Below are 23,872 nucleotides of genomic sequence, written 5' to 3'. Positions count from 1 at the left end.
AAGGATCGGCTAGCTGGTCGATGCGGAATCCTCCACGTCGGAGTCCCCGGCCGCGGTCGCCTCGGCCGTCACTGTCTCCGTGTCGGTGTCTGCGTTCCCGGCCTCGGTTCCGGTCGGACCCTCGACCATCTCGACTGCGCCGTCGTCGTAGGCGTCGAACTGCGGCGAACCGGCACCCGACGGCAGCGAGGTGTCCGAATGGGCCCCGCATCCGTATTCGGCGTCGACGACGTGCCCGTCCGCCGCCAACTCATTGCCGCACACGCCGAACGCGCGATGCAGCGACCCGGCGAGCGGCAGATAGAACCCGCACAGGGAGCACGTCGACGGAGCCGCCCTGGCCATCTCCGAATCCGGACCGTACTCGCTGTCGTGCCAGCGCTGTGCGGCGTCGAGACGGCCCTCGAGGCTCATCACCTGTTTGCGGCCGAGCCCGATCTCGAGGGCGGCGTCGTCGACCTCGGGGTCGCCGTTGGCGACGTAGCCGGGAACGAGCCGGGGGTCGCCGGCCGGGGGTGCCAGCAAGTCGCCGGCCGACAGATCACCCGGCCGAATGCGTTGATCCCAGGGAATCCAGTCGGGGGCGACGAGGGCATCGGGTCCGGGCAGGAGGGCGATCTCGCTGACGGTGGCGTGATCCGCCGCGGGATCAGCAGCCACCACCACCGCCCACTGCCAGCCCCGGTAGCCCGGAAGGTCGGCAACGAAACGGTGAGTCGCGGCGCACTCGTCCTCGGTGGTGACACCCAGGTACTCGCCGATTCCCCCGTCCTGCAGTTCGGCCAGCGCGGTTCGGGCGAGCTCGACGGCGTCGGTCAGTACGGGGCGCGACACTGCGCGCTCGTCGGAAGAAGCAACACTCACACCACCAGTTTGCCGCACCACCGCAAGTGGATGCCCACCTGGGCTGTCATGCTGGTCCGATGACCGGCGGAAGGCACCTCGTCCCCGCACTCGCGGGGCCCCTCCTCGGGGTCGCGATGATGGTGACCTCCTGCTCCGCGCAGGCCCCCACAGCGGCCGACGCCCCCGACGCCGAGCTGCGTGTGGAGATACTGCGCACCCTCGATCACGACCCGAATGCCTTCACTCAGGGGCTCGAGATCGCCGGCGACGATCTCTTCGAGGGGACAGGTCGAAGCGGCGAGTCGTGGGTTCGTGCGACAGACATGGGCAGCGGGACCGTCCGCGCTCGGGCCGAGCTCCCTCCCCCACTGTTCGGTGAGGGCATCACCGTCGTCGACGACACGGTGTGGCAGCTGACCTGGCGTGACGGTGTGGCCATCGCTCGGGACCAGGAGACCCTGAGCGAGCAGCGTCGGGTCGCACTGGACGCCGAGGGCTGGGGCATCTGCGCGCTTGCCGACAGCCTCGTAACCAGTGACGGCTCGTCGACCCTCACCTTCCGCGACCCCCGAACGTTCGAAGCGCAGCGCACCGTCCAGGCGCGCCGGGACGGAGTTGCCGTCACTCACCTCAACGAACTCGAGTGCGCGGACGACGGCACCATCTACGCCAATGTGTGGACCACCGACACCCTCGTCCGTATCGACCCCGCCGACGGCGGCGTGATCGCGGCGATAGACGCAAGCGCACTACGCGACGCCTTGCCGCCCGGGCCGCGGGACGTCGACGTCCTCAACGGCGTCGCCCAGATTCCCGGAACCGACCGTTTCCTCCTCACCGGAAAATACTGGCCGCGCATGTTCGAGGTCCGATTCGTTCCCTGACAGGCCGGTCCCACCAGCTTGCCCGGGGTTGCTGTGGTCGGATGTCCGCCGACTAGGACAGAATTGGGGAGTGACCGGACCGCGCGAACCCTTCGACTCCGACAGCAGTCGGGCGCCCCACGGCAATTCCGGGCCCACCGCTCATCCCGGCTACGACAATTATCCTCCGGCTGCCCGCTCCGGAGGACGACGTACGCCGTTGCCGCCCCTGCATCCGGTGGGCGGTGGGCAGCGATCCCGGTCGGAGGAGGACCGGGCGAACGCACCCAAGGCGCCGCCGATGCCGCGCAAGCTCACGGTCACCCGGGTAGCCGCCATGCGCAGTCGCGAGCTGACCAACAGGACGATCGCCACTTTCCACCGGGCAGCGAAAGCTGACGGGGCGGACAAATCGGGACTCACCGCGCTCACCTATGCGGTGATGACCAACAACGCGACCGATGCGGCCATCGCCGTCGCGCTCGCGAACACCCTGTTCTTTTCCGCGGCGACGGGCGAGGACAAGACCAAGGTCGCGCTGTACCTTCTGATCACCATCGCCCCGTTCGCGGTCATCGCTCCACTGATCGGCCCGATGCTCGACCGTCTTCAGCACGGTCGGCGCATCGCCCTCGCGTCGTCGTTCGGACTGCGTACCGCGCTAGCGATCATCCTGGTCTTCAACTTCGACAGCTGGGTGCTCTATCCCGCCGCACTCGGGATGATGGTGCTCAGTAAGTCGTTCTCGGTCCTCAAGAGCGCTGTCACACCACGAGTACTACCGCCCGAGATCGACCTCGTCCGGGTCAACTCCCGGCTCACCGTGTTCGGTCTCCTCGGCGGAACCATCGGCGCGGGCGCTCTCGCGGGCGCTCTCGCACTGGCCACCGGATCGTCCATGGCGACGTTGTGGCTGGCCGCGGTGATCACCGTCCTCGGTGCCTACCTGAGCATGCGTATCCCGTCGTGGGTGGAGGTGACCGAAGGCGAGGTCCCGGCCACCCTCACCTATCACGGTGACGACCGGCGCACCGAGGTCATCGACCGCACCCGCGTGATGCCGGAGGCGGACGCCGGGCCCAAGTCGGGCAAGCGCAGGCAGCCGCTGGGACGGGCGGTCATCACCGGACTGTGGGGCAACAGCACGATCCGCGTGCTCACCGGGTTCCTCACCCTGTACATCGCGTTCGTGGCGAAGTCCCGGACCGACCACGAACCGCTGATCCAGGCCGCGATGCTGGGCTTGGTCGGGGCAGCTGCCGGCATCGGGAACTTCACCGGCAACGCCGCCGGCGCCCGCCTCAAACTCGGTCGTCCGGCCCTGATCGTTCTGCGCTGCACGGGCGCCGTCTGGGTGGTGGCCGTGATCGCTGCCGTCACCGACAACCTCCTGACCGCAGCCGTTGCCACCCTCGTCGGGTCGGCGGCGAGCGCCCTGGCCAAGGTGTCGCTGGACGCATCGTTGCAACACGATCTGCCGGAAGAATCGATCGCCTCGGGATTCGGTCGTTCGGAGACGGTGCTGCAGCTCAGCTGGGTGGTGGGCGGTGCGCTGGGCGTCCTGCTCCCCACCGAGTATTGGATCGGATTCACCGTGGTGTCGGCGGTCATGACCGTCGGACTCGTGCAGACGGTCCTCACCTACCGGGGCAGCACGCTGCTGCCAGGCCTCGGCGGAAAACGGCCCGACCTCGCCGAACAGGAAGTAACTCAGCCAATCTCGACCCACAGGGCCGACCGATCGACGGGAAATGTGACGTAAGTGAGTATGCAGGCGCGAACCAAGAAGACCCTGGCACTGATCACCGTGGGACTGGTGGTTGCGACCGTGGCCTTCGTCGGGGTTCTGTACGCGCTCATTCGGGACTCCGATCCCCGCCTGCCCGAGATCACCGCCTTCGCGCACGGCCACGCGGAGCAGGTGGCCCCACTGGCGTTCTGCAATCTGTATCTCGAGAACTGCGAGACGGGCCGGCTTGCCGAGCTGAACGTGCCCCCCGGATCCGCGCTGCAGTTGTCGCTGCCCCAGGAGATCGTCGACGCACCGTGGCGCATGGTCGTCGTCTATCAGGACCCGTCGGGGCAGGTCGTCGTGCAGGAGAGGGCGCACCGCGCGGGTGAGACCCGTGCAGTGACCGTGCAATCGACGGAAGAATTACAGCTGGCCGGAGTCGAAATTCAGTTGCCCTCCGCCGTCATCGACGAGCAGGGGCTGACGCAAGCGCGGGCCGCCTGGTCGATCAAGACGGCCTGATTCGACAGCAAACGAAAAAGGAACCCCGCACCGTGTCGTGGTGCGGGGTTCCTTTTTGCAGAAAGCGTTCTGTCAGCTGTCGAGTTCCCGGGCGACGGCGCGGACCACCTCGGAGATGCGCTGAGCCGTCTTGCGGTCGGGGTATTTGCCCCGGCGCAGGTCGGGCTGCACCTTCGCCTCGAGAAGCGTGATCATGTCCTCGACCATGCCGTGCAATTCGTCGGGGGTGTGCTTCTTCGCGGAAGGTTCCTTGCGCCCGGCGTTCTGGCGCAGCGACGGCGCCGGGTCGAGCACTTTCAAGCTCAACGCCTGAGGACCGCGCCGCCCGGCGGCCATGCCGAACTCGACGCGCTGGCCGGCCTTGAGGCCCTCGACGCCTTCGGGCAGGGCGGACGAACGCACATAGACGTCCTCCCCCTCTTCCTGCGACAGAAAGCCGAAGCCCTTTTCGACGTCGTACCACTTCACCTTGCCGGTCGGCACCGCGTTCACCCGCTCATCACTTGAAGTGCAATTGGTATGCAAAACAACGCGCCCCACCTTTGGTGCGGGACGCGCAGTATCCACAGTCTACCTTGCACACACTGCCTCCGGCATTCGGGTTTCCAGGCATTATCGTTGCTGGTGTGCCCCTAGAATCGACTCCCCCGAGCACGCCCGGGACCCCCCGCACCCACGATGGTCTGCTGCGGGTGGCGCTTGCCTTGTTCGCGGTCGGATTCCTCGCGATCGTGGCGATCTTCCTCACCCCGGCGGTCTCGGACAGCGATCCCGGCCTCGTCCTGTATCTCATCGCGCTCGCGTGCCCGATCGGGTTCCTCCTCGGGATCGTGGCGGCGCTGAGACAGGGCCGACGAACACGCTGATCGTGCACACGCTCGGCGACGACATCCAGACCCTCACTACGACGGGACGATCATGAGACTTCTGCTCAACATCATCTGGCTGATCTTCGGTGGGCTCTGGCTCGCCCTGGGCTACTTCGTCGCCGGAATTCTCTGCTGCATTCTGATCATCACCATTCCGTTCGGGATCGCCTCCTTCCGCGTCGGCGTCTACGCGCTGTGGCCGTTCGGGAAGACGGTCGTCGACAAACCGACGGCCGGGGTGGCGTCGCTGATCGGCAACGTCATCTGGTTCATCATCGCCGGTCTGTGGCTGGCGATCGCCCACATCGTCACCGCGGTTGCCATGGCGATCACCATCATCGGCATCCCCCTCGCCGTCGCGAACATCAAGATGATTCCGATCTCGCTCATGCCTCTCGGTAAGGACATAGTCGACGCTCCACGCTGATGTGACGTTACTCACATAACGGCCCGGTAACAGAAGAGCAACGGGTCGGCGATAGGCACGTCTCGCCGCTACTAGCTGGGAAGAGTCCGCGAGGCCCCGAATAGTGGGCTGCATCAGGCACGGACACGGGGCGTTATCAAATGGTGACACTGAGGCCTCGGACCGTTACCGTCGTCAGCGGTCGAGCAAACATCGGCCACATCCGGCCCGCCGCGCCAAGCCTCGTCCCGCGGGTACCGGAGTCCCGACGAAGCATTCCAGGGACGAGGACGGGGGACCCAAAGTCCTCCAGGGAACACGAGTTCCCAGGCGGACACCGGTCCGAATGTGCCACGCACAGTCGGACCTTGGGGTGAAGCCAGACCCTCTCCAAGCCAGGAGGGGTGAGGCCGGGCGACCTCTCAGCCCGAACCCGACAGCTGACCTCGCAGGCGCGTGTGGAGAGGATCTCGACCCACTATGAGCGGACGTCATCGCAAGCCCACCACCACCGGCCGTACCGTCGCCAAGGTCGCCGTCACCGGCGCCATCATGGGCGTCGCCGGAGCAGCCTTCTCGGGCACCGCCAACGCAGCCCCCGATTCCGACTGGGACCGCCTCGCGCAGTGTGAGTCCGGCGGAAACTGGGGCATCAACACCGGAAACGGCTACCAGGGCGGCCTGCAGTTCTCGCCCAGCACGTGGAACGCACACGGCGGCAGCCAGTACGCCGCCACCGCCAACCAGGCTTCACGCGAAGAGCAGATCGTCGTTGCCGAGCGCGTTCTCGACTCGCAGGGATGGGGCGCATGGCCGTCCTGCTCCTCGAGCCTCGGCCTGAGCAGCGCCCCCACCCAGCGCAACGCGCCGGCCACCGTGCCCGACGTCCCGGAGGCCCCGGCGCTCCCCGACCTCACCAGCGGCGTTCCGAGCACCAATGCGGCTCCGGAGGCTGCGGACGCCATCGACTCGGCCATCGAGGCCGTCAAGGCTCAGGGTATCCAGATCGATCCCCAGATCCTGCAGCTCATCGACGCCAACCGGGCCCTGCTTCCGCAGTAAGTCCTTCGGCACAGCGACGAGGGGCCCTGCACCATTCCGGTGCAGGGCCCCTCTTCTGCCGTTGTACTAGCGGTTGATCACCGTGTGCGGATGCGCGTACGGCAACGACTCCGCCGGCAGCGGGAACTCGGTGTCCTCGCCGAACGGGGACAGACCGCCCGCCCGGCTCGACGACAGTTCGGTCACGGCGTGATCTCCATCGGCGGTTTCGGGCCACCCTGGATCCACATACTGCTTCTTAGAATTGTTAGCCACGGGGACATTTTGACAGGAGCGGTCGGCGACGTACAGCCCAGGTCTCTAATCTGATAGTCGATGACCGACACCGACGACACCGTCACGACCCCCGGCGCCGCTACGAGCACCGCCGGCGGCGCAAGTCTCGCCGACTGGCTGGCAGCGCGCAGCGACGCCCACCTGATCGCGCTGCTTCGTGCGCGCCCCGACTTGGCGGTCCCCCCGCCTGCCACGATCGTCGTTCTCGCCGGACGCGCCGAACAGCGGGCGTCGGTGGCCCGTGCCGCCGACAATCTCACCTCACTCGAGTTCGGCATCCTCGAACTACTCGCCCTCGACAAGGCGGACGAGATGCCTGTCTCCCGCGCCACACTCCTGGGCGCAGTGGGGACGAGGGTGACCAAGAAGACGGTCGACGCCACCCTCGACACCCTGCGGTCGCTGGCACTGGTGTGGGGCGATGCCGACAATCTCCGCATCGTTCCCGCCGTCGTCGCGACCATTCCGTGGCGTGTCGGACGTATCGCCGAGCCCACGGAGACGCTCGATGAGGCCGGCATCACCGCTGCTCTGGCACAGCTGGTGACGGTCGAACGCGACATCCTCGAGACGCTCGCCCGCTCAACGTCCGTCGGTCGGACGCGGGACGCGGCCCCGGGAACGCCTGCCGATCGGCCCGTGCAGCGCCTTCTCGCCGCCGGACTCCTGCGCTGGGTCGACGAAGAGACGGTGGAGCTGCCGTTCCAGGTGCGTCAGGTCCTGCGCGGTGAAGCCGCTTTCGACCCCACCTCCCTGACGCCGCCCGCCGTGACCGGCCGTAAGTACAAACCAGCCGACATCAATGCCGCAGCGGCGGGTGAGGCCCTCGAATTGGTCCGCCACTGCGAGGACGTCGTCAAGGTGCTCGGAGAGGCGCCCGCGCCCGCCCTGCGGGCCGGCGGTCTGGGTGTCCGGGAGCTACGGCGCATCGCGAAGGTGTCCGGGATCGACGAGAACCGGCTGAGTCTGCTGGTCGAGCTTCTCGCGGCGGCCGGGTTGATCGCGAGCGGCGCGCCTGATCCGGCTCCGCCCTCGGACAGTGGGGACAGCTACTGGGCGCCGACGGCCGCCGTCGACAACTGGCTGAACGCGCCGATCGCCCGGCGATGGCACGCATTGGCCGCCGGATGGCTCGAGCTGCCGCGCATGGCGTGGTTCATCGGTATGCGCGATTCCAACGACAAACCGGTTGCCGCCTTGTCGGAGGAGGTGCGGGCGCCGTCCGCACCCCGCGACCGGCAGACGATCCTCGGGCTTCTCGCCGAACTCGGGAGCGGTCAGTCCGCAGCGCCCGCGGAATTGAGCCGACTGCTCGCGTGGCGTCGCCCGCGGTGGGGTGCCCGACTGCGCGTCCATGCGGTGGAGCGGACCCTCGACGAGGCCGCGACTCTCGGTCTGGTCGCGCGCGGCGCCCTCAGCTCTGCCGGTCGTGCGCTCATTCACGGCGGTGACGCCGAGGCAGAGATGCATGCCTCACTCCCCGAGCCCGTCGACCACGTTCTCGTGCAGGCCGACCTCACCGTCGTCGCTCCGGGACCGCTCACGCCCGACCTGCTCGAGCAGATCGCCCTGGTCGCGGACATCGAGTCGGCCGGTGCCGCGTCCATGTACCGGATCAGCGAAGACAGCGTGCGCAGGGCACTCGACGCCGGAATGACTGCCGCCGAGCTGCACAGCCTCTTCACGACCCGGTCGCGCACCCCCGTGCCGCAGTCGTTGTCGTACCTGATCGACGACGTTGCCCGGCGGCACGGACGGCTGCGGGCCGGAGTCGCCTCGTCCTTCGTCCGCTGTGAGGATCCCGCCCTGCTCGCCGAGGTGCTGGCGTCGCCCGTGGCCGCGTCATTGGCGCTCCGCGCGCTGGCGCCGACGGTGGCGGTGTCGCAGGCCCCGCTGCGGGAGGTACTGAACGAACTGCGCGCCGCCGGGTTCGCGCCCGCGGGTGAGGATTCTTCGGGAGCGCTGGTCGACCTCCGTCCGCGGGGCGCGCGGGTGCTGACCCGTCGCAAGGCCCCCGGGTCTCGAGCACCGGCCGTCGCCACCGACGCGCAGCTCGACGCAGTGGTCCGCACCCTGCGTGCGGGTGATCTGGCCGCATCGGCTCACGGCCGCGGCAGCATCCGCGCCGACGGGTCGCGAGCCAGCAGTGCCGCCACCGTCGCACTGCTCAGCACTGCCGCCCGCGAGAAGAGCAGCGTGTCCATCGGCTACGTCGACGCGCAGGGCGTCGCGACGCACCGCATCGTCGACCCCGTGAGCGTCGGCGGGGGTCAACTCGACGCGTTCGACCCGGCGAGTGGCAGTGTCCGTCGCTTCACACTGCACCGAATCACCTCCGTCGCACGAGTCGACTGAACGGCGCCTCGGATAACGATTGTGCGCAAACACCTGGACTCAGGGTTTCCGGGCAATAACGTGTTACGGGTATGTACCTGGCCGGGGACGACTACCAGGAGGCTGGAACATGAGTGTTACCGGAACGGGCCGGCGGACGATGCTGCGCGCAGTCGTACGTCTGATGGTCGCCGTGGTCATTCTGCCGTTGGCATTCGTGCTGGCCGGAGGCGGAACTGCTGCGGCGAATCCGTATGACCGGCTGCGTGAACACTGGGTTGCCGCCCCGGGAGGTGTCGGGCAGATCAAGGTACGGATATGGCTGGCGAACAACGGCAGCAACAAGGCCCTGTACTTGCTCGACGGCCTCCGCGCACCCAACGACGTCAGCGGCTGGGAGCACGAGACCAACGCCGCGTGGCTGTCGGATCACGGAATCAACGTGGTCGAGCCCGTCGGCGGGATGTCCAGCTTCTACTCGGACTGGTACGCCCCGAGCAATACCAACGGACAGCCCTACACCTACAAGTGGGAGTCGTTCCTGACCCAGAACCTGCCCGACTTCCTCGCGAACGTGTACGGCATCAGTCGGACGAGCAACGCCGTGGCCGGCCTGTCGATGGGCGGCAATGCAGCCCTCATTCTGGCGGCATATCACCGCGACCAGTTCACGTTCGCCGGTTCGATGTCCGGATATCTCAACCTGTCGGCACCGGGCATGCGCGAAGCCATTCGGGTGTCGATGCTCGACTCCGGCGGCTACAACTCCGACTCCATGTGGGGGCCGCCGTGGGATCCGGCCTGGCTCCGCAACGACCCCTTCGTCGTCGCCCCCCTGCTCCGCGGGCTGCCGATGTGGATCTCCGCGGGAAGCGGGCTGCCCGGTGCGTACGACCGGCCGGACTCCGCCATCGGCGTGTTCAACACCAGCACCGCGATGGGCCTCGAAGCGATCGCCCTCGCCCAGAACCGCGCCTTCCAGGTACGGCTCGACACTCTGGGAATTCCCGCGCACTACGACTTCCCCGCCTCCGGAACCCACACCTGGGGTTACTGGCAGGATCAGCTCTGGGCCATGCTCCCGATGATGAAGGCGTCGATCGGCGCCTGATCCCCCTGTGAGTACTTGTTAACCGCGGGCGGTTAACAAGTACTCACAGGGCTGAAAGTGCTAGTCGCGACCCGGCATTCAAAGTGGTTGAAATTTGTGCCATGGCGTGGATCACAATCTCTGGACTTCCATGCCCGTGCTCGCCAAAATTTCTCATGCGCCGCTCGTCATCACGTAGCAGGTTGTCCGTGTAGCGCCCCTGCCAGCTGATATAGATCGTTGGCAGGGGCTGCGCTTGGCTGCGCCGCACGACTCGCGCGGTGTCGCCCCACCCCATCAGTCACGGTGAGCCGACAGTAGCCACGCAGGCAGCATGGCCCGGCCCTTGTCGTCGCGCTCCCAGTTCGCGGCCTCCTCCGGTCCGAGCAGCGCGTGGATGAAGGCGGGGCGAACGTCGTCGATGTTCCAGTACTCCGCGACGGCCTCGCGTAACTCTTCCTCGGTCACCGGATTCGGTCCTTGCCCCTCGGGGAAGGCACCCTTCGCGAACACCAGGATGTAGTACTGCGCACCGGGTGCCGCCGCTCGGGCGACGGCGTGCAGGTAATCGCGGCGACGGTCCACGGGGAGCGAATGGAACAGGGTGCTGTCGACGATCGTGGCGAACCGTCCGTCGAAGCCTGTGAAGGAACTGATGTCCGCCACCTGAAAGGTGGCCGTTGTCAGTCCACGGTCCGCCGCGGCCGCCCGAGCCACGCCAATGGCCGTCGGCGACAGGTCCAGACCGACCACCGTGTACCCCTGCGCCGCCAAGTGGAGGGAAGTCTCGGCGTGTCCGCAGCCCGCGTCCAATACGTCGCTGCGGAACTTGCCCTCGGCGATCAGTCCGGCGATTTCGGGTTGCGGCTCACCGATGTTCCATGGCACCGGTCCCGAAAAATCCTCCGCATCCCCGCGGTAGATGTCATCCCACGGCGCAACCTGGTCGTCGGTCATGACATCGACGGTACGCCCGCGCTTTCCCCGCCACAGCGCATCGGCACGGCGCTGATTATGAGTCGCTAACCGGTCAAGTTCACCTCGATGCAGTAGGTGCGTTGCGGTTCCGAGAAGGCGATGGGAAATGCGGCGTCGAACTGGTTGCACAGGGATTCGTCGTCCTGGCCGTCGACGCGTTCGACCACTGTGACGGTGTCGGGTTGGGAACAGACACCCGGAACGATTCTGCCGTCGTCCTCGAGGAGGTAGCACGAATCCTTCACCATGTTCGGGATCAGGCACAGCGTGCTTTCGACGGTGTCGTCCTCCCCCACCAGCGTGTAGGAGAAGTAGTCGTCACCGCACTGGACGTCACCGTCCTGCTTGGTGGCCACCTCGTACGTGGCGTCGTCGTCGGAGCAGTCTCGCTTTTCGTGCTCGGTCTCGGCGGCCGTGGTCGAGGCGGATTCGAAGAAGACGCAATCTCCGACGTCGAGGCTGTTCTGGTCGGCACTACGCACTGCGAACAGGCCGACTGCGGCGACAGCGGCGAGGAGCACCACGGCGACCACAGTGAGGGTGATGAACAGGCCCTTGCGCGACTTCTTCGGAGGCGGATACTGACCGCCGGGCGGGTACTGCCCGTACTGTCCCGGCGGCGGACCGTACTGGCCCTGCTGTCCCGGCGGCGGACCGTACTGGCCCTGCTGGTAAGGCTGCTGCGGGTACTGGCCCTGCTGGTAGGGCTGATTCTGCTGGTACGGCTGCTGCGGGTTGTTCGGCGGCTGGCCGGGGGTGTTCGGATCGGGACGTGAGGGGTCGGGGGGCTGGGTCATCTCAGGCCTCGTCTCTGGGGGAACCACCGGCTCACCTCTCAATTTAGGCGGCCACCGCCCAGAATGTGCTGGTATCGAGCCAGGTGAGAGGTGGCGACGTGGCGCGCCGACGCCCATACCAGGACAATGGACAGGCTGGCCAGAATCCGGCGTGACAAGGAGGCTTCCGTGACCGACGGACCGTTGATCGTCCAATCCGACAAGACGTTGCTGTTGGAGGTTGATCACGAACGCGCGAACGACGCCCGGCAGGCGATCGCGCCGTTCGCCGAACTCGAGCGTGCGCCGGAACACGTCCACACCTACCGCATCACTCCCCTGGCCCTGTGGAATGCGCGAGCGGCCGGGCACGACGCCGAACAGGTGGTCGACGCCCTCGTCAACTTCTCCCGCTATGCCGTGCCGCAGCCTCTGCTGGTCGACATCGTCGACACCATGGCACGGTACGGCCGATTGCAGCTGGTGAAGAACCCTGCGCACGGGTTGACCCTCGTCAGTCTGGACCGCGCCGTGCTCACCGAGGTGACCCGGCACAAGAAGATTGCCCCGATGCTCGGCGCCCGTGTCGACGACGACACCGTGGTAGTCCACCCGAGTGAGCGCGGACGACTCAAGCAGCTCCTCCTCAAGGTGGGCTGGCCGGCCGAAGACCTCGCCGGATATGTCGACGGTGAAGCCCACCAGATCGACCTCGACTACGACGGCACGTCGCCCGGATCGGCGGACGGCCATTGGCATTTGCGCGACTATCAGGAAATGGCAGCCGACTCCTTCTGGGCGGGCGGTTCCGGTGTCGTCGTCCTTCCCTGTGGCGCAGGCAAGACCATGGTCGGTGCCGCCGCCATGGCCAAGGCGAAAGCCACCACGTTGATCCTCGTCACGAACACCGTCGCGGGACGCCAGTGGAAGCGGGAGCTCATCGCCCGCACCTCCCTCACCGAGGAGGAAATCGGCGAATATTCCGGTGAGCGCAAGGAGATTCGGCCGGTCACCATCGCCACGTACCAGGTGATCACCCGCCGGACCAAGGGCGAGTACAAGCACCTCGAACTGTTCGACTCCCGCGACTGGGGCCTCGTGATCTACGACGAGGTCCACCTTCTTCCGGCCCCGGTGTTCCGGATGACCGCCGACCTGCAGTCCCGTCGCCGCCTCGGCCTCACCGCCACGTTGGTGCGTGAGGACGGTCGCGAGGGTGACGTCTTCTCGCTGATCGGCCCCAAGCGGTACGACGCACCGTGGAAGGACATCGAGGCCCAGGGCTGGATCGCTCCCGCCGACTGCGTCGAGGTGCGGGTCACGTTGACCGATGCCGAGCGCATGGCCTACGCAGTCGCCGAACCCGACGAGCGGTACAAGCTGTGTTCCACAGCACACACGAAAATCGCAGTGGTCAAATCGATCCTCGAGCGGCATACCGATGCACCCACGCTCATCATCGGCGCCTACCTCGACCAACTCGACGAGCTGGGCGAGGCGTTGAACGCACCTGTCATCAAGGGCTCCACCAAGAACAAGGAACGTGAGGAACTCTTCGACAGCTTCCGGGCAGGTGACATCCAGACGTTGGTGGTGAGCAAGGTCGCCAACTTCTCGATCGATCTTCCGGAAGCGTCCGTCGCGGTACAGGTTTCGGGCACGTTCGGTTCGCGGCAGGAGGAAGCCCAGCGGCTCGGACGGCTGCTGCGCCCCAAGCAGGACGGCGGCCAAGCGCACTTCTACTCCGTCGTCGCCCGCGACACCCTCGACGCCGAGTACGCCGCACACCGGCAGCGCTTTCTGGCGGAGCAGGGCTATGCGTACCGGATCACCGACGCCGACGACCTCCTCGGGCCCGCCATCGGGTGACTCCGCCGCCGCGGAGCCTGGGACTCTAAGCTGGTGCCGTGCGACATTTCGAGTTCACCGTCGATCGGGCCTACGCGAAGTCTGTGAATCAGACGTTCGCCGATATGCGACGCCTCCAGGTGTCCGCGGTCATCGTTGCCCTGCTGTTCGCGGCCGCGGCCGTGGGGCTGATCCTGCTCGGGCATCCGTGGTCGATCATCCTCGGCGTCGTGGTGGCGCTCGTCGCTCTCACGTCGGTATGGGTGGCGTTCTGGGTGCCCAAGAAGGTGGGCAGCATCGAAGACCTGTATGCGAAGAGTCCATTGGTCCCGGCCGTGATCTCGGAAGTGCACCCGCGTGCGCTCACGCTGCTGTCGCTGATCGACGCAGCGAAGCCTGCGGCAGGGCGGCCGTCGTACGTGCTGGTCACCCGGAACGTTCCGATCCGTGCACATCAGAAGCAGAACGTCGGCGACAGGGTGCCGTCCGTCGCGCTTCTGAGCGACCGCAACACGCACAGCGCCGCCGACACCTGGGAGATGGTCAGTCCGATGCCCATCGCCTGGGGGACGCGCGACTCCTCGGTGCGCGCCCGCGCAGCCGAAGCCATCGATCAGGCGGAATGGGAATTTCTGGAGGGCAAGATCCCCGAGTCGGAACACGTGCGCACGAGTCCCGATCAGCGAGTGGCCGTGTCCGAGCACGAGCTTCCCGAGAGCCTCCGCTGAACTAGTCGGGCCAGCCGTCTGCCGGCGTGCGCGGGTCGTCCGCCAGCAGCGCTGCCATCCACGAATCCCGCCGGACTCCACGTTGGAGCAGCCCACGGCGCTGCACTCCCTCGAACCGGAATCCCAGTTTGCGGGCCACCGCCGCGGAGTCGTGGTTGCCGACGAAGGCACGCCACTCGATGCGTTCGAGACCCATCCCACCCGGCCGAAACGCAAAGTCGCACACCACCTCCACCGCGGATGCCATGAGACCTCGAGAGCGGGCACCGGCGGCGAGCCAGTATCCGATTTCGGCCGACGAGCTGTCGCGCGCGAGTAGTCCGATCATCCCCACCGCCGGTCCGTCGGCGCGCTCGCGAATTGCCCAGACCGGGCTGCGATCCGCCCATCCGGAGGGGACGGTCCGCCACACGAAGTGCTCGGCGTCTGATCGTGCATAGGGCGAGGGCATGGTGGTCCACTCGGCGATCGCGGAGTCGCTACAGGCGGCACAGATCGCGTCGATGTCGCTGACGACCGGCGGGCTCAGCCACACGGTGCCGGTGTTCAGGGTGACGACGAACATGCCGCCACTGTAGGCCTGCGAGCCGGCGATCAGCGCAGCGCCGGGAGTACTTCCTTCTCGAACAGCTCGATACCGGACGTGTCGTACGCGGCTTCGGGAAAGTAGAAGATGCCGTAGGTCATGCCCTGCGCCTTGAGAGCGGACAGCTTCTCGATGATCTGATCCGGGGTACCCACGCCCGGCATTCCGCGGAAGGCGCCGAGAGTTCCCTCCGCCGCCTCGGCGCCGACATAGGGGGTGACGCGCTCGACCAGCGTGGCCAGTCGCTGCTCGACCTCGGCCTCGGTGGTTCCGATTGCGACGTTGTAGTTGGCCGACCGGACGATGGCATCGAAGTCGGTTCCGACGTCCTCACAGTGCCTGCGGAGGATCTCGGACTTGTGGGCGAATCCTTCGGGAGTGCCGTCGAAGTTGGTGTACTGCGCGTACTTCGCCGCGATCTTCAGGGTCACCTTTTCGCCGCCACCGGCAATCCACAGGGGAATGCCGCCCTCTTGGAGAGGAAGTGGCCGCACGATCGCCCCGTCCACCTGGTAGTGCGTGCCTGCAAGGGTCGCGCTGCCGTTGATCCAGGCCTGGCGCAGAATCTGAACGCCTTCTTCGAGGCGACCGAGACGCTCACCGGGCGAGGGGAATCCGTATCCGTAGGCCCTCCACTCGTGCTCGTACCAGCCGCCTCCGATGCCCATCTCCACTCGCCCACCGGAGATGAGATCGGTGGTGGCGGCCACCTTGGCCAGATACGCGGGATTGCGGTAGCTGACCGCGGTGCACATCTGGCCGAGCCGCACCCGCGAGGTGACGGCAGCGAGAGCGGACATCAGGGTCCACGCCTCGTGGGTTGCCTCCTCGGTGGGCGCCGGAACGGTGTGGAAGTGGTCGTACACCCAGAGCGAATCCCAGGAGCCGCGGTCGGCACGCAACGAGAAGTCGCGCATCACCGCCCACTGCTCGGAAGGATCGATACCGACGAGGTCGAGGCGCCAGCCTTGAGGAACGAACAATCCGAAGCGCATGAGAAGAATGTACCCACAGTCCAGGTAGTCCTGCAGGGTGCGGCGCCACCCGCGGCCCGATCGTTTGAACAGGCGCTACCGTCACAGCATGGCCCGCTTTCCTTCCACCGAACAGTGGTACCGATGGAGCGCGAAACACAGTCGCGGAATCGACGTGTGCGTTGCCGGCGTCGTCACCGTTCTCAGTCTCCTCACCGCGGCGGAGGCGAGCGTGACCGCGGTGGTCGTTTCCTTGGGGATGACGGTGCCGCTGGCCTGGCGTCGTTCGCACACGGTGGTGTCGGGTTTCGTCATCGCCGCGTTCTCCGTGCTGCACCTTGTCGTGATCGCACACACCCTCCTGCTGTCCGTAGTCGCGGTCCCCATCGCGCTCTACGCTTTCGCCGCCTACGGTCCGCGGTGGAGTAGTTTCACTGCGCTCGGTCTCGCCATGGTCGGGGCTGTGGGCGCGACGGTGAAGTACTTCTCCGACAGCAAGTCGTCCGAGATACTCGTGTACAACTCCCTCGCCTTCGTCGTCTTCGTCCTCGCGGTGTGGGCCTTCGGTGACCTGCGCCGGGTTCGGATGAAGGAACTCGACGGGCTGGCGGAGCGAGCTCGGCTCCTCGAACTCGAACGGGAACAGGAAGCCGAGATCGCCACCATCACCGAGCGCACGCGGATTGCCCGGGAGATGCACGATATCGTCGCCCACTCGCTGACCGTGGTCATCGCTCAGGCCGACGGTGGGCGGTACGGGGCCGCCCAGGATCCCGCAGCGGCACTCGCTGCGCTGGAGACGATCGCCGCCACAGGCAGGCAAGCGCTGACGGATATGCGGGCCCTGCTGTCTGTGTTGCGGGAGGACCGACCCCGGGACTTCGCCATGATCCCCGGTGCGTCGGATATCGAGTCGCTCGTCGCAGACCTTCGCAGAAGTGGGGTGGACGTGCACCTGCAGATCGAAGGTAACCCGCGGAAACTGCCACCGGGAACGAGTCTTACCGCGTACCGGATCGTGCAGGAGTCGCTGACCAACGTGCTCAAGCACGCCGGGCCGGGGGCGCACGCTGACGTCGAAATGCGCTGGACCGAGCACGATCTGGTTGTCACTGTCGTGGACGACGGCCGGGGCGTTTCGGCGGCGCTCATCGAACCATCCGCAGGTGGGCAGGGCTTGATCGGGATGACGGAGCGCGCACGACTTCACGGCGGCCGGGTGACGGCTGGTCCCAAACCTGGTGGCGGCTATCGGGTCCGCGCCGTCCTCCCTCACGGAAACACCTAGGGTGAGTGCATGGACGAACACGGCGGCCGCATCGATGTTGCGCTGATCGACGACCAGCAACTGGTCCGCGCCGGATTCCGGATGGTCATCGATTCGCAGCCGGACCTGTCTGTGGTAGTCGAGGCGTCGGACGGGCGGCAGGCGCTCACCGAACTCGCGGCACGTCGCGTCGATGTCGTTTTGATGGATGTGCAGATGCCGCGCATGGACGGCATCGAAACCACCCGCCAGCTGCTGGCCGCAGAAGATGCGCCGAAAGTGGTGGTACTCACCACGTTCGACAACGACGAGTATGTCCTGTCCGCGATCCGGGCGGGTGCGAGTGGCTTTCTCCTCAAGGACGTTCCACCGGAACAGTTGCTCGACGGTATCCGGACGGTGCACCGGGGCGACGCCGTGATCGAGGCGCGGGCCACTCGCCGCTTACTACAGCACGTGGGGCCGTTACTCGAGGATTCGATGGATCGGGCACAGCTTCCGGAGGAGCTCACACCCCGTGAGATGGAAGTCCTCGAGGCCATGGCGTATGGGCTGTCCAATACGGAGATCGCGGCGCAGCTCCACATATCGGAGACCACGGTGAAGACGCATGTGGGGCGTGTCCTGTCGAAAACGCACTCACGAGACAGGGTGCAAGCGGTGGTGTTCGCGTTCCAGGTCGGTTTGGTGCGCCGCTCGGACCTTCTCGGTACCGAGGACTGACGCTGTGGGCCCACGTCGTCCTACCGGAGGATGACGGCCGCGGCTGGAAGATGGCTCCGCGCTCCGACGCGCACACCGCTTCACCTGCAATAACGTCGATTCCGTGATGACAAGGACCAACACGGAGGTGGGGACGACGATGCAGGCTGCGGTCCGCGCGAGCGGAGTAACGAAGGTATACGGCACGGGTGAGACAGCGGTGCGGGCGCTGGGCGGAGTGGACGTCGATTTCGCACGAGGCGAATTCACCGCCATCATGGGTCCGTCGGGTTCCGGCAAGTCGACACTGATGCACTGCCTGGCCGGACTGGACACGGTGTCGGCCGGCCGCGTGTTTCTCGGCGACACCGAGGTGACCGGGTTGGGCGACGGGGAGCTGACCGAACTGCGGCGCGAGCGGATCGGATTCGTGTTCCAAGCGTTCAACCTTCTACCGGTTCTGAGCGCACGAGCCAACATGATGTTGCCGATGCGCCTGGCGGGCAGCACCCCGTCGCCACAGTGGATGGCGGAAGTGGTCGCCAAGCTCGGGCTCACCCACCGGCTCGATCATCTCCCCCACGAGTTGTCGGGCGGGCAACAACAGCGGGTGGCTGTGGCGCGCGCTCTGCTTCCGCAGCCCGACGTCGTCTTTGCCGACGAGCCGACCGGAAACCTCGATTCACACTCCGGTACAGAGGTTCTCGGGCTCCTGCGAACGTGCGTGCGGGAGACGTCGCAGACGGTGGTGATGGTGACGCACGACCCGGTGGCCGCGTCGTATGCGGACCGGGTGGTTCTCATTGCAGACGGTCTGATCGCCGGTGACATTCTCCGGCCGACCGTAGATTCCGTGATCGCGTCGATGCGCGCACTCGGCGCGAACGACCTCGCGGCGGTGCGGCGTTGAGGGAGCTGGCTTTGGCGCAGGCCCGGGCGCACGCGGGCCGGTACATGGCGTCGATTCTCGCGGTGGTCATCGCCGTCGGGTACATCGTGGCGACGCTGACCTTGAACTCCACCGTCGGCGCCGGAATCGACAACTCGCTCGCTGTGCAATATCGGGGCACCGACGCGGTCGCTTCCGGGCCGGGCGCCAGGGCGGCCGACCTCGCCCGGATCCCCGGCGTCGCCGCGACGACCGATGACGTGAGCGCCGCCGTCCGGGTCGATTCTGCGATCGACGGAAAGTCCTACGGTGACGCCGTGTCGATCGCGGACGACAGTGTGTTGCGGTGGCAGCAGGTCTCCGACGGAGAACTGCCCAGGGGACTCGGCGAGGCGCTGGTGAGTAAGGACGCCGGAATCCCTGTCGGCTCGGAGATCACGGTGACCGCACTCGACGCGAGCGACGGTGTGACCACCAGTGTGCGCGTCGTCGGGCTGGTCGACCTCTCCGCAACTGCGCAGCGAATGCGCGGCACCACGGTCTTCGCGACACCTGCCCAGTTGATTCAGTGGGCCGGTGACGCCGCCACCCACGAGGTACGCATTGCCGGTGACGGGTCCCTGTCACAGCAGGAGCTGGCCACCCGTATCCGCGAGGCCCTGCCCGCCGACTCGACCGTGGTCACCGGAGCCGCGGCCACGAAAGACGCTGCAGGACAGTATCTCGGCCAGGCCGAGGTGCTGAGTACCATCCTCCTGTCCTTCGGCGCCATCGCGGTCGTTGTCGCGGCGCTCGTGATCGCCAATACCTTCGCAGTGTTGCTCGCGGCGCGGACCCAGGAGCTTGCGCTCCTGCGCTGTGTCGGTGCAACCGCATCACAGGTGCGCCGCAGTATCCGGACGGAGGCGGCGGCAGTAGGGATCATCGCGTCCGTTCTCGGCGCCGGCGTCGGGATCGCGTTGGCCTGGGTGGTCGGACGGGTGGCCACAGCCGCGGATGCACCGATCCCGTTGTCTGTGTTGCATGTCGATCCGCTGGCGATCGCGCTCGGTGTGGCAGTGGGGATCGTGATGACCATGGTGGCAGCGTCTGCCCCCGGACGGGCGGCGACCAGACTGTCACCACTCGCAGCGCTGCAACCGATGGAGGCCAGGCCGGAGAGTGCGCGAATATCACTCGGCCGCAGCGTTCTCGGCGTCGTGATGCTCGCCGCCGGAATCGCGATGACCGTGGTAGGCGTCCTCGCACAGCAAGTTCCGGCAGCCACTGTGGGAGGATTGGTCTCGTTCCTCGGCATCGCGGCACTGAGCACTACGATGGTGCCGACGCTGATCAGCCGGACGGGCATCGTTCTGGCACGGCTGGCAGGTCCGGTCGGCGAACTCGCCGCGGGCAACGCAGGCCGGAATCCGCGCCGGACCGCCTCTACAGTCACTGCTCTGTTGATCGGTGTGGCGCTGACCAGCACCTTGGTGGTGGGAATCGCGACAGTGAAATCGTCGGCCCCCGCCGCGATGGACGAGCAGTTTCCGGTGGACGTGATGGTCAGCAGCACAGGAAACCGAGGACTACCACCGGAGTTGGGCCCGCGGATCACGGCAACAACGGGCGTGTCGGGGGTTTCGGCGCTCGAGCGTGCCGACCTGGTCATCGATGGACGTGGCGAACTGGAGGCCTTCGGGGTGTCGGGCAGTGCCGCGCAGTCCGTGCTGCGCACCCCGATCACCCTTCCCTCACCGGGACGGCTGGTGCTCTCTCCCGCCGGACTGCGGGACAACGGTCTGAGCCCTGGAGACACGGCGACGGTCCGAGGTGATCGCGGCGACGTCACAGTCACGGTGGTGGAGGGCCGGGACGATCAGCCGGCTCTCCTCGACCACACCGATATGGCGGTGTCGGCGTTGTCCCCGGTGATCGACGCGTACTGGATTCGTCTGTCGGAGGGCAACTCCGACGAGCAGTCGCTGGCCGCGACCGACCAGGTGACGGAGCTTGCCCGTGAGCTGGCGCCCGGAAGTGAAGTCCAAGGCATGATTGCGATGCGCGGGGCTATCGATTCGGTGCTCGACACCATGCTCATGGTGGTCGCGGGCCTGCTGTCGGTAGCCGTGCTGATCGCATTGATCGGCGTCGGTAACACGATGGCACTGTCCGTCCTCGAACGGCGTCGTGAATCCGGACTGCTTCGAGCACTCGGCCTGACGAGAAAAGGAGTACGCGCAATGTTGATCTGGGAAGCCCTCCTGGTGGCCGGTGTGGCGTCCGGAATGGGCGTCGTGTTCGGTCTCATCTTCGGAAGCGCCGGAATTGCCTCTGTTTTCGGTTACGACGATGTGGTGCTCAGCGGAATCCCGTGGGTGCAGCTCTTCGCCATCGTGTTGATCGGCGGGGTCTGCGGGGTGATTGCGGCACTGCTTCCCGCCAGGCGTGCAGGGGCGATCTCGCCGGTATCGGCCATGGCCGGTTAGCTCCCCTGGGCCGCCTCACCGAGCCCGGCCGAGTTCTAGGTCCTTTGTTTCTCGAGGACGACGGAACCCGGATCGAGGCTCGGTCGAGGCGGCCACGGCGAATAGACGGGAATGAAGCGGAACAGCAGGCCCGCACCGAGCAGCGCAGCCCCGCCGATCGCACCGACGGCGAACCCGAGCGGGACCACCGCGGCCAGCGCACCCACCCCCAACGGCCCGGCGAAAATACCGGTGTCGTGGGTCAGTCGCCAGGCGGCGAGGAATTCGGCGCGGATCGCGGGTGGGGCGATGTCGGCTCCCAGTGTCATGATGACGCCATTGCCGAGCCCGTTGCCGATGCCCATGAGGACGGCGACCGCACCGATCGACACCAGATCGTGTGAGAACGGCAACGCCAAATAAGACACTCCGATCACCAGCAGGGAGGGTACGGCGATGAATCGCCGGCCGTACCGGTCCATGAAGTGGCCGGCCGGATACGAACACAATAGGTCGACGGCCGCTCCGGCACCGAACACCAGGCTCACCTGGGCGGCGTCGAGTCCGAGGTGGGCGGCCCACAGCGGCAGCACCGCTTCCCGCGACGCTCGCCCCGCACCCATCAGCAGCGAGCCGGCGCCGAGGGTGGACAACAGCTTTCGGTGCCCCCGCAGAATGGAGGGCAGCGTGGCATGCGACTTCGCCGGGCCGTCCGTGCGGCTCGGTGGATCGGGGACGCGGGACATCAGCCACCCCGACAACACGACACCGACAAGTTGGACGACGAATCCGCCGCGCGTGCCGACGACGAGGATCACGGCGGCACCGAGAAGCGGGCCGACGAAGAAGCCGAGCCGCCACATCGCCGCAAACGACGACATGGCACGCGCCCTCAGCCCGAGCGGCACGGCCTCGGCCAGGTAGCTCTGCCGGGCCAGGCCCCATACTGCGTTGGCGAGCCCGGTCAGCAGGGCGCCGAGACCCAGCACTCCCGGCGTCGGCGCGAACAAGCAGATCAGGACGCCGAGGGCGCCGACCGAGCTGCCCCCGATGATCGACCGCCGCTCGCCGAACCTGGCTACGATCCGCCCGGCCGGCAGGTCACCGAGCACGGCTCCGAGCCCGACGACCGCCACGATCAGCCCCGACACCGCCACCGACGCACCGAGATCGCGTGCGGTGAGGGCCATGACCGGCGCCGCGGCGCCCTGGCCGATCCCGAAGATTGCGGCCGGGACGAAGACCGTGGTGACAAAGGGTTTGAGGCCGGTCGGACCGCTCATGCGCTCGCTTCGCCGACGGCACCGCCCAGCGCGTCACCGGGTGCGAACCGGTTGCCGACCTCGCCCAGTCCATAGTGACCGCGCAAGGTCGTCGAGGTGTACTCGGTGCGAAACAGTCCCCGGTCCTGGAGAATGGGAACCACCCGATCGACGAAGTCGTCGAGACCTCCCGGCAAGTACGGCGGCATGATGTTGAAGCCGTCCGCCGCACCCTGTTCGAACCAGATCTGCAACTCGTCCGCCACCTGCTCGGGGGTTCCGGCGAACGTGCGGTGTCCACGCCCGCCGCCGAGGAGTCCGATCAGTTGCCGCACGGTGAGCGAGCCGTCTTCGGCAAGATCCTTCACCAGCTGGTACCGACTCTTGTTCCCCTGAATCTCGTTGAGCGGCGGCAAGGGTGGGAGCGGGGCGTCGAGCGAATGCTCGGTGAGGTCGACGCCGAGCATCGTGGACAGCTGACGCAGCGAGTACGCGGGAGAAATCAGGTCGGTGAAGGACCGTTCGAGCGCCTCCGCCTCCTCCTGGGTGTCTGCGATGAATGGGACGATACCGGGCAGCACCTTCAGATCGCCGGCATTGCGGCCGTACTTCACCACCCGCGCCTTCAGGTCCCGGTAGAACTCCTGCCCTTGCGCGAGGGTGCGTTGCGCAGTGAAGACCGCCTCTGCGTGCCGGGCGGCGAACTCTTTACCGCTCTCCGAAGAACCGGCTTGTACCAGCAGTGGACGCCCCTGCGCCGATCGTGGGGAGTTCAGCGGCCCCTTGACCTGGAAGCGCGGTCCATCGTGGTCGATCGTGTGGACCTTTGCCGGGTCGGCGAACAGGCCGGTGTCCGGGTCGAGTACCACGGCATCGTCTTCCCAGCTGTCCCACAGCGCAAGTGCCACGTCGACGAATTCCGCTGCACGCTCGTACCTTCCGCTGTGCGCCGGGATTCCGTCGACGCCGAAGTTCGCCGCCTCGTCCGCGCCCGCCGACGTCACGATGTTCCACCCCGCCCGGCCACCGCTGATGTGGTCGAGAGAGGTGAACTTCCGCGCCAAGCTGTAGGGGTCGCCGTAACTCGTCGACGCCGTAGCGATCAGTCCCACGTGTTCGGTGGCGACGGCGATGGCCGACAGCAGCGTGACGGGTTCGAAGATCGCCTGCGTGTTGTGCTCGAGCCGCGGACCGATTGCCAGGGTGTCGGCGAAGAACACGGAGTCGAGTTTGCCGCGTTCCGCGATCCTCCCGAGTTCCTGGAAGTGCTTCACGTCCAGAACCCGGTGGGCCTCCGTGCGTGGATGCCGCCACGCCGCCTCGTGGTGACCCACGCCCATGAGAAAGGCATTGAGATGGAAGTGCTGGGAACCTTGTGACATCGAGTTTCTTTTCTACGAGATGAGCAGCAGGCC

Annotated in this window: 23 protein-coding genes and 1 riboswitch; of the genes, 14 read left to right on the top strand and 9 right to left on the bottom strand. The window is 66.8% G+C overall.

Going from position 1 to position 23,872, the window contains the following annotated elements; genetic code table 11:
- Window positions 1-9 precede the first annotated feature (9 nt).
- Window positions 10-885: a DUF3027 domain-containing protein gene (locus GFS60_RS06765; RefSeq protein WP_159919859.1), complete on the bottom strand. Its 876-nt coding sequence runs from the start codon at window positions 883-885 to the stop codon at window positions 10-12.
- A gap of 38 nt (window positions 886-923) precedes the next feature.
- Between GFS60_RS06765 and GFS60_RS06760 the strand changes: the two genes are divergently transcribed.
- The 3 genes from GFS60_RS06760 to GFS60_RS06750 all read left to right on the top strand — a co-directional run bounded on the left by GFS60_RS06760 (window position 924) and on the right by GFS60_RS06750 (window position 3,963).
- Window positions 924-1,730, top strand: coding sequence for a glutaminyl-peptide cyclotransferase (locus GFS60_RS06760; RefSeq protein WP_159919857.1), 807 nt, complete (start codon window positions 924-926; stop codon window positions 1,728-1,730).
- 70 nt (window positions 1,731-1,800) lie between these two features.
- Complete coding sequence (locus GFS60_RS06755; RefSeq protein ID WP_159919855.1) at window positions 1,801-3,471, top strand: MFS transporter; 1,671 nt, start codon at window positions 1,801-1,803, stop codon at window positions 3,469-3,471.
- A 6-nt stretch (window positions 3,472-3,477) separates the two neighbouring features.
- Window positions 3,478-3,963 carry a DUF2771 domain-containing protein gene (locus tag GFS60_RS06750; protein WP_159926935.1) on the top strand — a complete coding sequence of 162 codons (486 nt, stop codon included), beginning with the start codon at window positions 3,478-3,480 and terminating at the stop codon, window positions 3,961-3,963.
- Window positions 3,964-4,035: 72 nt separating this feature from the next.
- Here GFS60_RS06750 and GFS60_RS06745 read toward each other — a convergent pair whose 3' ends face one another.
- Window positions 4,036-4,446 carry a cold-shock protein gene (locus GFS60_RS06745; RefSeq protein WP_159926933.1) on the bottom strand — a complete coding sequence of 137 codons (411 nt, stop codon included), beginning with the start codon at window positions 4,444-4,446 and terminating at the stop codon, window positions 4,036-4,038.
- A gap of 143 nt (window positions 4,447-4,589) precedes the next feature.
- Here GFS60_RS06745 and GFS60_RS06740 point away from each other — a divergent pair, with 143 nt between their 5' ends.
- From GFS60_RS06740 to GFS60_RS06730, 3 genes are all read left to right on the top strand, one after another.
- Window positions 4,590-4,829 (top strand): hypothetical protein, encoded by a 240-nt coding sequence (locus GFS60_RS06740; RefSeq protein WP_159919853.1) that lies wholly within the window; start codon window positions 4,590-4,592, stop codon window positions 4,827-4,829.
- A gap of 52 nt (window positions 4,830-4,881) precedes the next feature.
- Window positions 4,882-5,259, top strand: a complete 378-nt coding sequence (locus tag GFS60_RS06735; protein ID WP_159919851.1) for a YccF domain-containing protein — start codon at window positions 4,882-4,884, stop codon at window positions 5,257-5,259.
- Between the two features lie 235 nt (window positions 5,260-5,494).
- Window positions 5,495-5,709, top strand: a riboswitch (cyclic di-AMP (ydaO/yuaA leader).
- 9 nt (window positions 5,710-5,718) lie between these two features.
- Complete coding sequence (locus tag GFS60_RS06730) at window positions 5,719-6,300, top strand: resuscitation-promoting factor Rpf1 domain-containing protein (RefSeq protein ID WP_159919849.1); 582 nt, start codon at window positions 5,719-5,721, stop codon at window positions 6,298-6,300.
- Between the two features lie 66 nt (window positions 6,301-6,366).
- On the opposite strand, the gene GFS60_RS06725 is transcribed toward GFS60_RS06730, so the two are convergent.
- A complete protein-coding gene (locus tag GFS60_RS06725; RefSeq protein ID WP_109327376.1) occupies window positions 6,367-6,555 on the bottom strand; it encodes a hypothetical protein in 189 nt (62 codons plus the stop codon).
- 60 nt (window positions 6,556-6,615) lie between these two features.
- On the opposite strand from GFS60_RS06725, the gene GFS60_RS06720 reads away from it, so the two are divergent.
- Both GFS60_RS06720 and GFS60_RS06715 read left to right on the top strand, forming a co-directional pair.
- Window positions 6,616-8,931, top strand: a complete 2,316-nt coding sequence (locus GFS60_RS06720) for a helicase-associated domain-containing protein (protein WP_159919847.1) — start codon at window positions 6,616-6,618, stop codon at window positions 8,929-8,931.
- A gap of 109 nt (window positions 8,932-9,040) precedes the next feature.
- Entirely contained in the window at window positions 9,041-10,021 is a 981-nt protein-coding gene (locus GFS60_RS06715; protein ID WP_250777854.1) for an alpha/beta hydrolase, read from the top strand.
- A gap of 276 nt (window positions 10,022-10,297) precedes the next feature.
- Here GFS60_RS06715 and GFS60_RS06710 read toward each other — a convergent pair whose 3' ends face one another.
- Window positions 10,298-10,957, bottom strand: coding sequence for a class I SAM-dependent methyltransferase (locus GFS60_RS06710; protein ID WP_159919845.1), 660 nt, complete (start codon window positions 10,955-10,957; stop codon window positions 10,298-10,300).
- A gap of 65 nt (window positions 10,958-11,022) precedes the next feature.
- On the bottom strand, window positions 11,023-11,775 hold the full coding sequence (locus GFS60_RS06705) for an LppU/SCO3897 family protein (protein ID WP_159919843.1): 753 nt from the start codon (window positions 11,773-11,775) through the stop codon (window positions 11,023-11,025).
- A 168-nt stretch (window positions 11,776-11,943) separates the two neighbouring features.
- Here GFS60_RS06705 and GFS60_RS06700 point away from each other — a divergent pair, with 168 nt between their 5' ends.
- Both GFS60_RS06700 and GFS60_RS06695 read left to right on the top strand, forming a co-directional pair.
- Window positions 11,944-13,623, top strand: coding sequence for a DNA repair helicase XPB (locus tag GFS60_RS06700; protein ID WP_109327371.1), 1,680 nt, complete (start codon window positions 11,944-11,946; stop codon window positions 13,621-13,623).
- Window positions 13,624-13,661: 38 nt separating this feature from the next.
- Window positions 13,662-14,330 (top strand): DUF3239 domain-containing protein, encoded by a 669-nt coding sequence (locus GFS60_RS06695; RefSeq protein ID WP_159919841.1) that lies wholly within the window; start codon window positions 13,662-13,664, stop codon window positions 14,328-14,330.
- 1 nt (window position 14,331) lies between these two features.
- On the opposite strand, the gene GFS60_RS06690 is transcribed toward GFS60_RS06695, so the two are convergent.
- Together GFS60_RS06690 and GFS60_RS06685 are read right to left on the bottom strand one after the other, a co-directional pair.
- On the bottom strand, window positions 14,332-14,895 hold the full coding sequence (locus GFS60_RS06690; protein WP_159919839.1) for a GNAT family N-acetyltransferase: 564 nt from the start codon (window positions 14,893-14,895) through the stop codon (window positions 14,332-14,334).
- 29 nt (window positions 14,896-14,924) lie between these two features.
- Entirely contained in the window at window positions 14,925-15,911 is a 987-nt protein-coding gene (locus tag GFS60_RS06685; protein WP_109327367.1) for an LLM class F420-dependent oxidoreductase, read from the bottom strand.
- Between the two features lie 88 nt (window positions 15,912-15,999).
- Between GFS60_RS06685 and GFS60_RS06680 the strand changes: the two genes are divergently transcribed.
- The 4 genes from GFS60_RS06680 to GFS60_RS06665 all read left to right on the top strand — a co-directional run bounded on the left by GFS60_RS06680 (window position 16,000) and on the right by GFS60_RS06665 (window position 21,216).
- Window positions 16,000-17,178 (top strand): sensor histidine kinase, encoded by a 1,179-nt coding sequence (locus GFS60_RS06680; protein WP_159919837.1) that lies wholly within the window; start codon window positions 16,000-16,002, stop codon window positions 17,176-17,178.
- A 9-nt stretch (window positions 17,179-17,187) separates the two neighbouring features.
- A complete protein-coding gene (locus GFS60_RS06675) occupies window positions 17,188-17,880 on the top strand; it encodes a response regulator (protein ID WP_159919835.1) in 693 nt (230 codons plus the stop codon).
- 106 nt (window positions 17,881-17,986) lie between these two features.
- A complete protein-coding gene (locus GFS60_RS06670) occupies window positions 17,987-18,769 on the top strand; it encodes an ABC transporter ATP-binding protein (protein WP_236603482.1) in 783 nt (260 codons plus the stop codon).
- Window positions 18,766-21,216 carry an ABC transporter permease gene (locus GFS60_RS06665; protein ID WP_159919833.1) on the top strand — a complete coding sequence of 817 codons (2,451 nt, stop codon included), beginning with the start codon at window positions 18,766-18,768 and terminating at the stop codon, window positions 21,214-21,216. Before GFS60_RS06670 ends, GFS60_RS06665 begins: the two co-directional genes overlap by 4 nt.
- Before the next feature lie 35 nt (window positions 21,217-21,251).
- Here GFS60_RS06665 and GFS60_RS06660 read toward each other — a convergent pair whose 3' ends face one another.
- Window positions 21,252-22,478 carry an MFS transporter gene (locus GFS60_RS06660; RefSeq protein ID WP_159919831.1) on the bottom strand — a complete coding sequence of 409 codons (1,227 nt, stop codon included), beginning with the start codon at window positions 22,476-22,478 and terminating at the stop codon, window positions 21,252-21,254.
- Entirely contained in the window at window positions 22,475-23,839 is a 1,365-nt protein-coding gene (locus GFS60_RS06655; protein WP_159919829.1) for an LLM class flavin-dependent oxidoreductase, read from the bottom strand. Before GFS60_RS06655 ends, GFS60_RS06660 begins: the two co-directional genes overlap by 4 nt.
- Between the last annotated feature and the right edge of the window lie 33 nt (window positions 23,840-23,872).

The organism is Rhodococcus sp. WAY2 (assembly GCF_009859915.1).
Lineage (GTDB): Bacteria > Actinomycetota > Actinomycetes > Mycobacteriales > Mycobacteriaceae > Rhodococcus_F > Rhodococcus_F oxybenzonivorans.
Note: the sequence above shows the minus strand (reverse complement) of the source record. Positions and strands in the feature narration are given on the sequence as shown.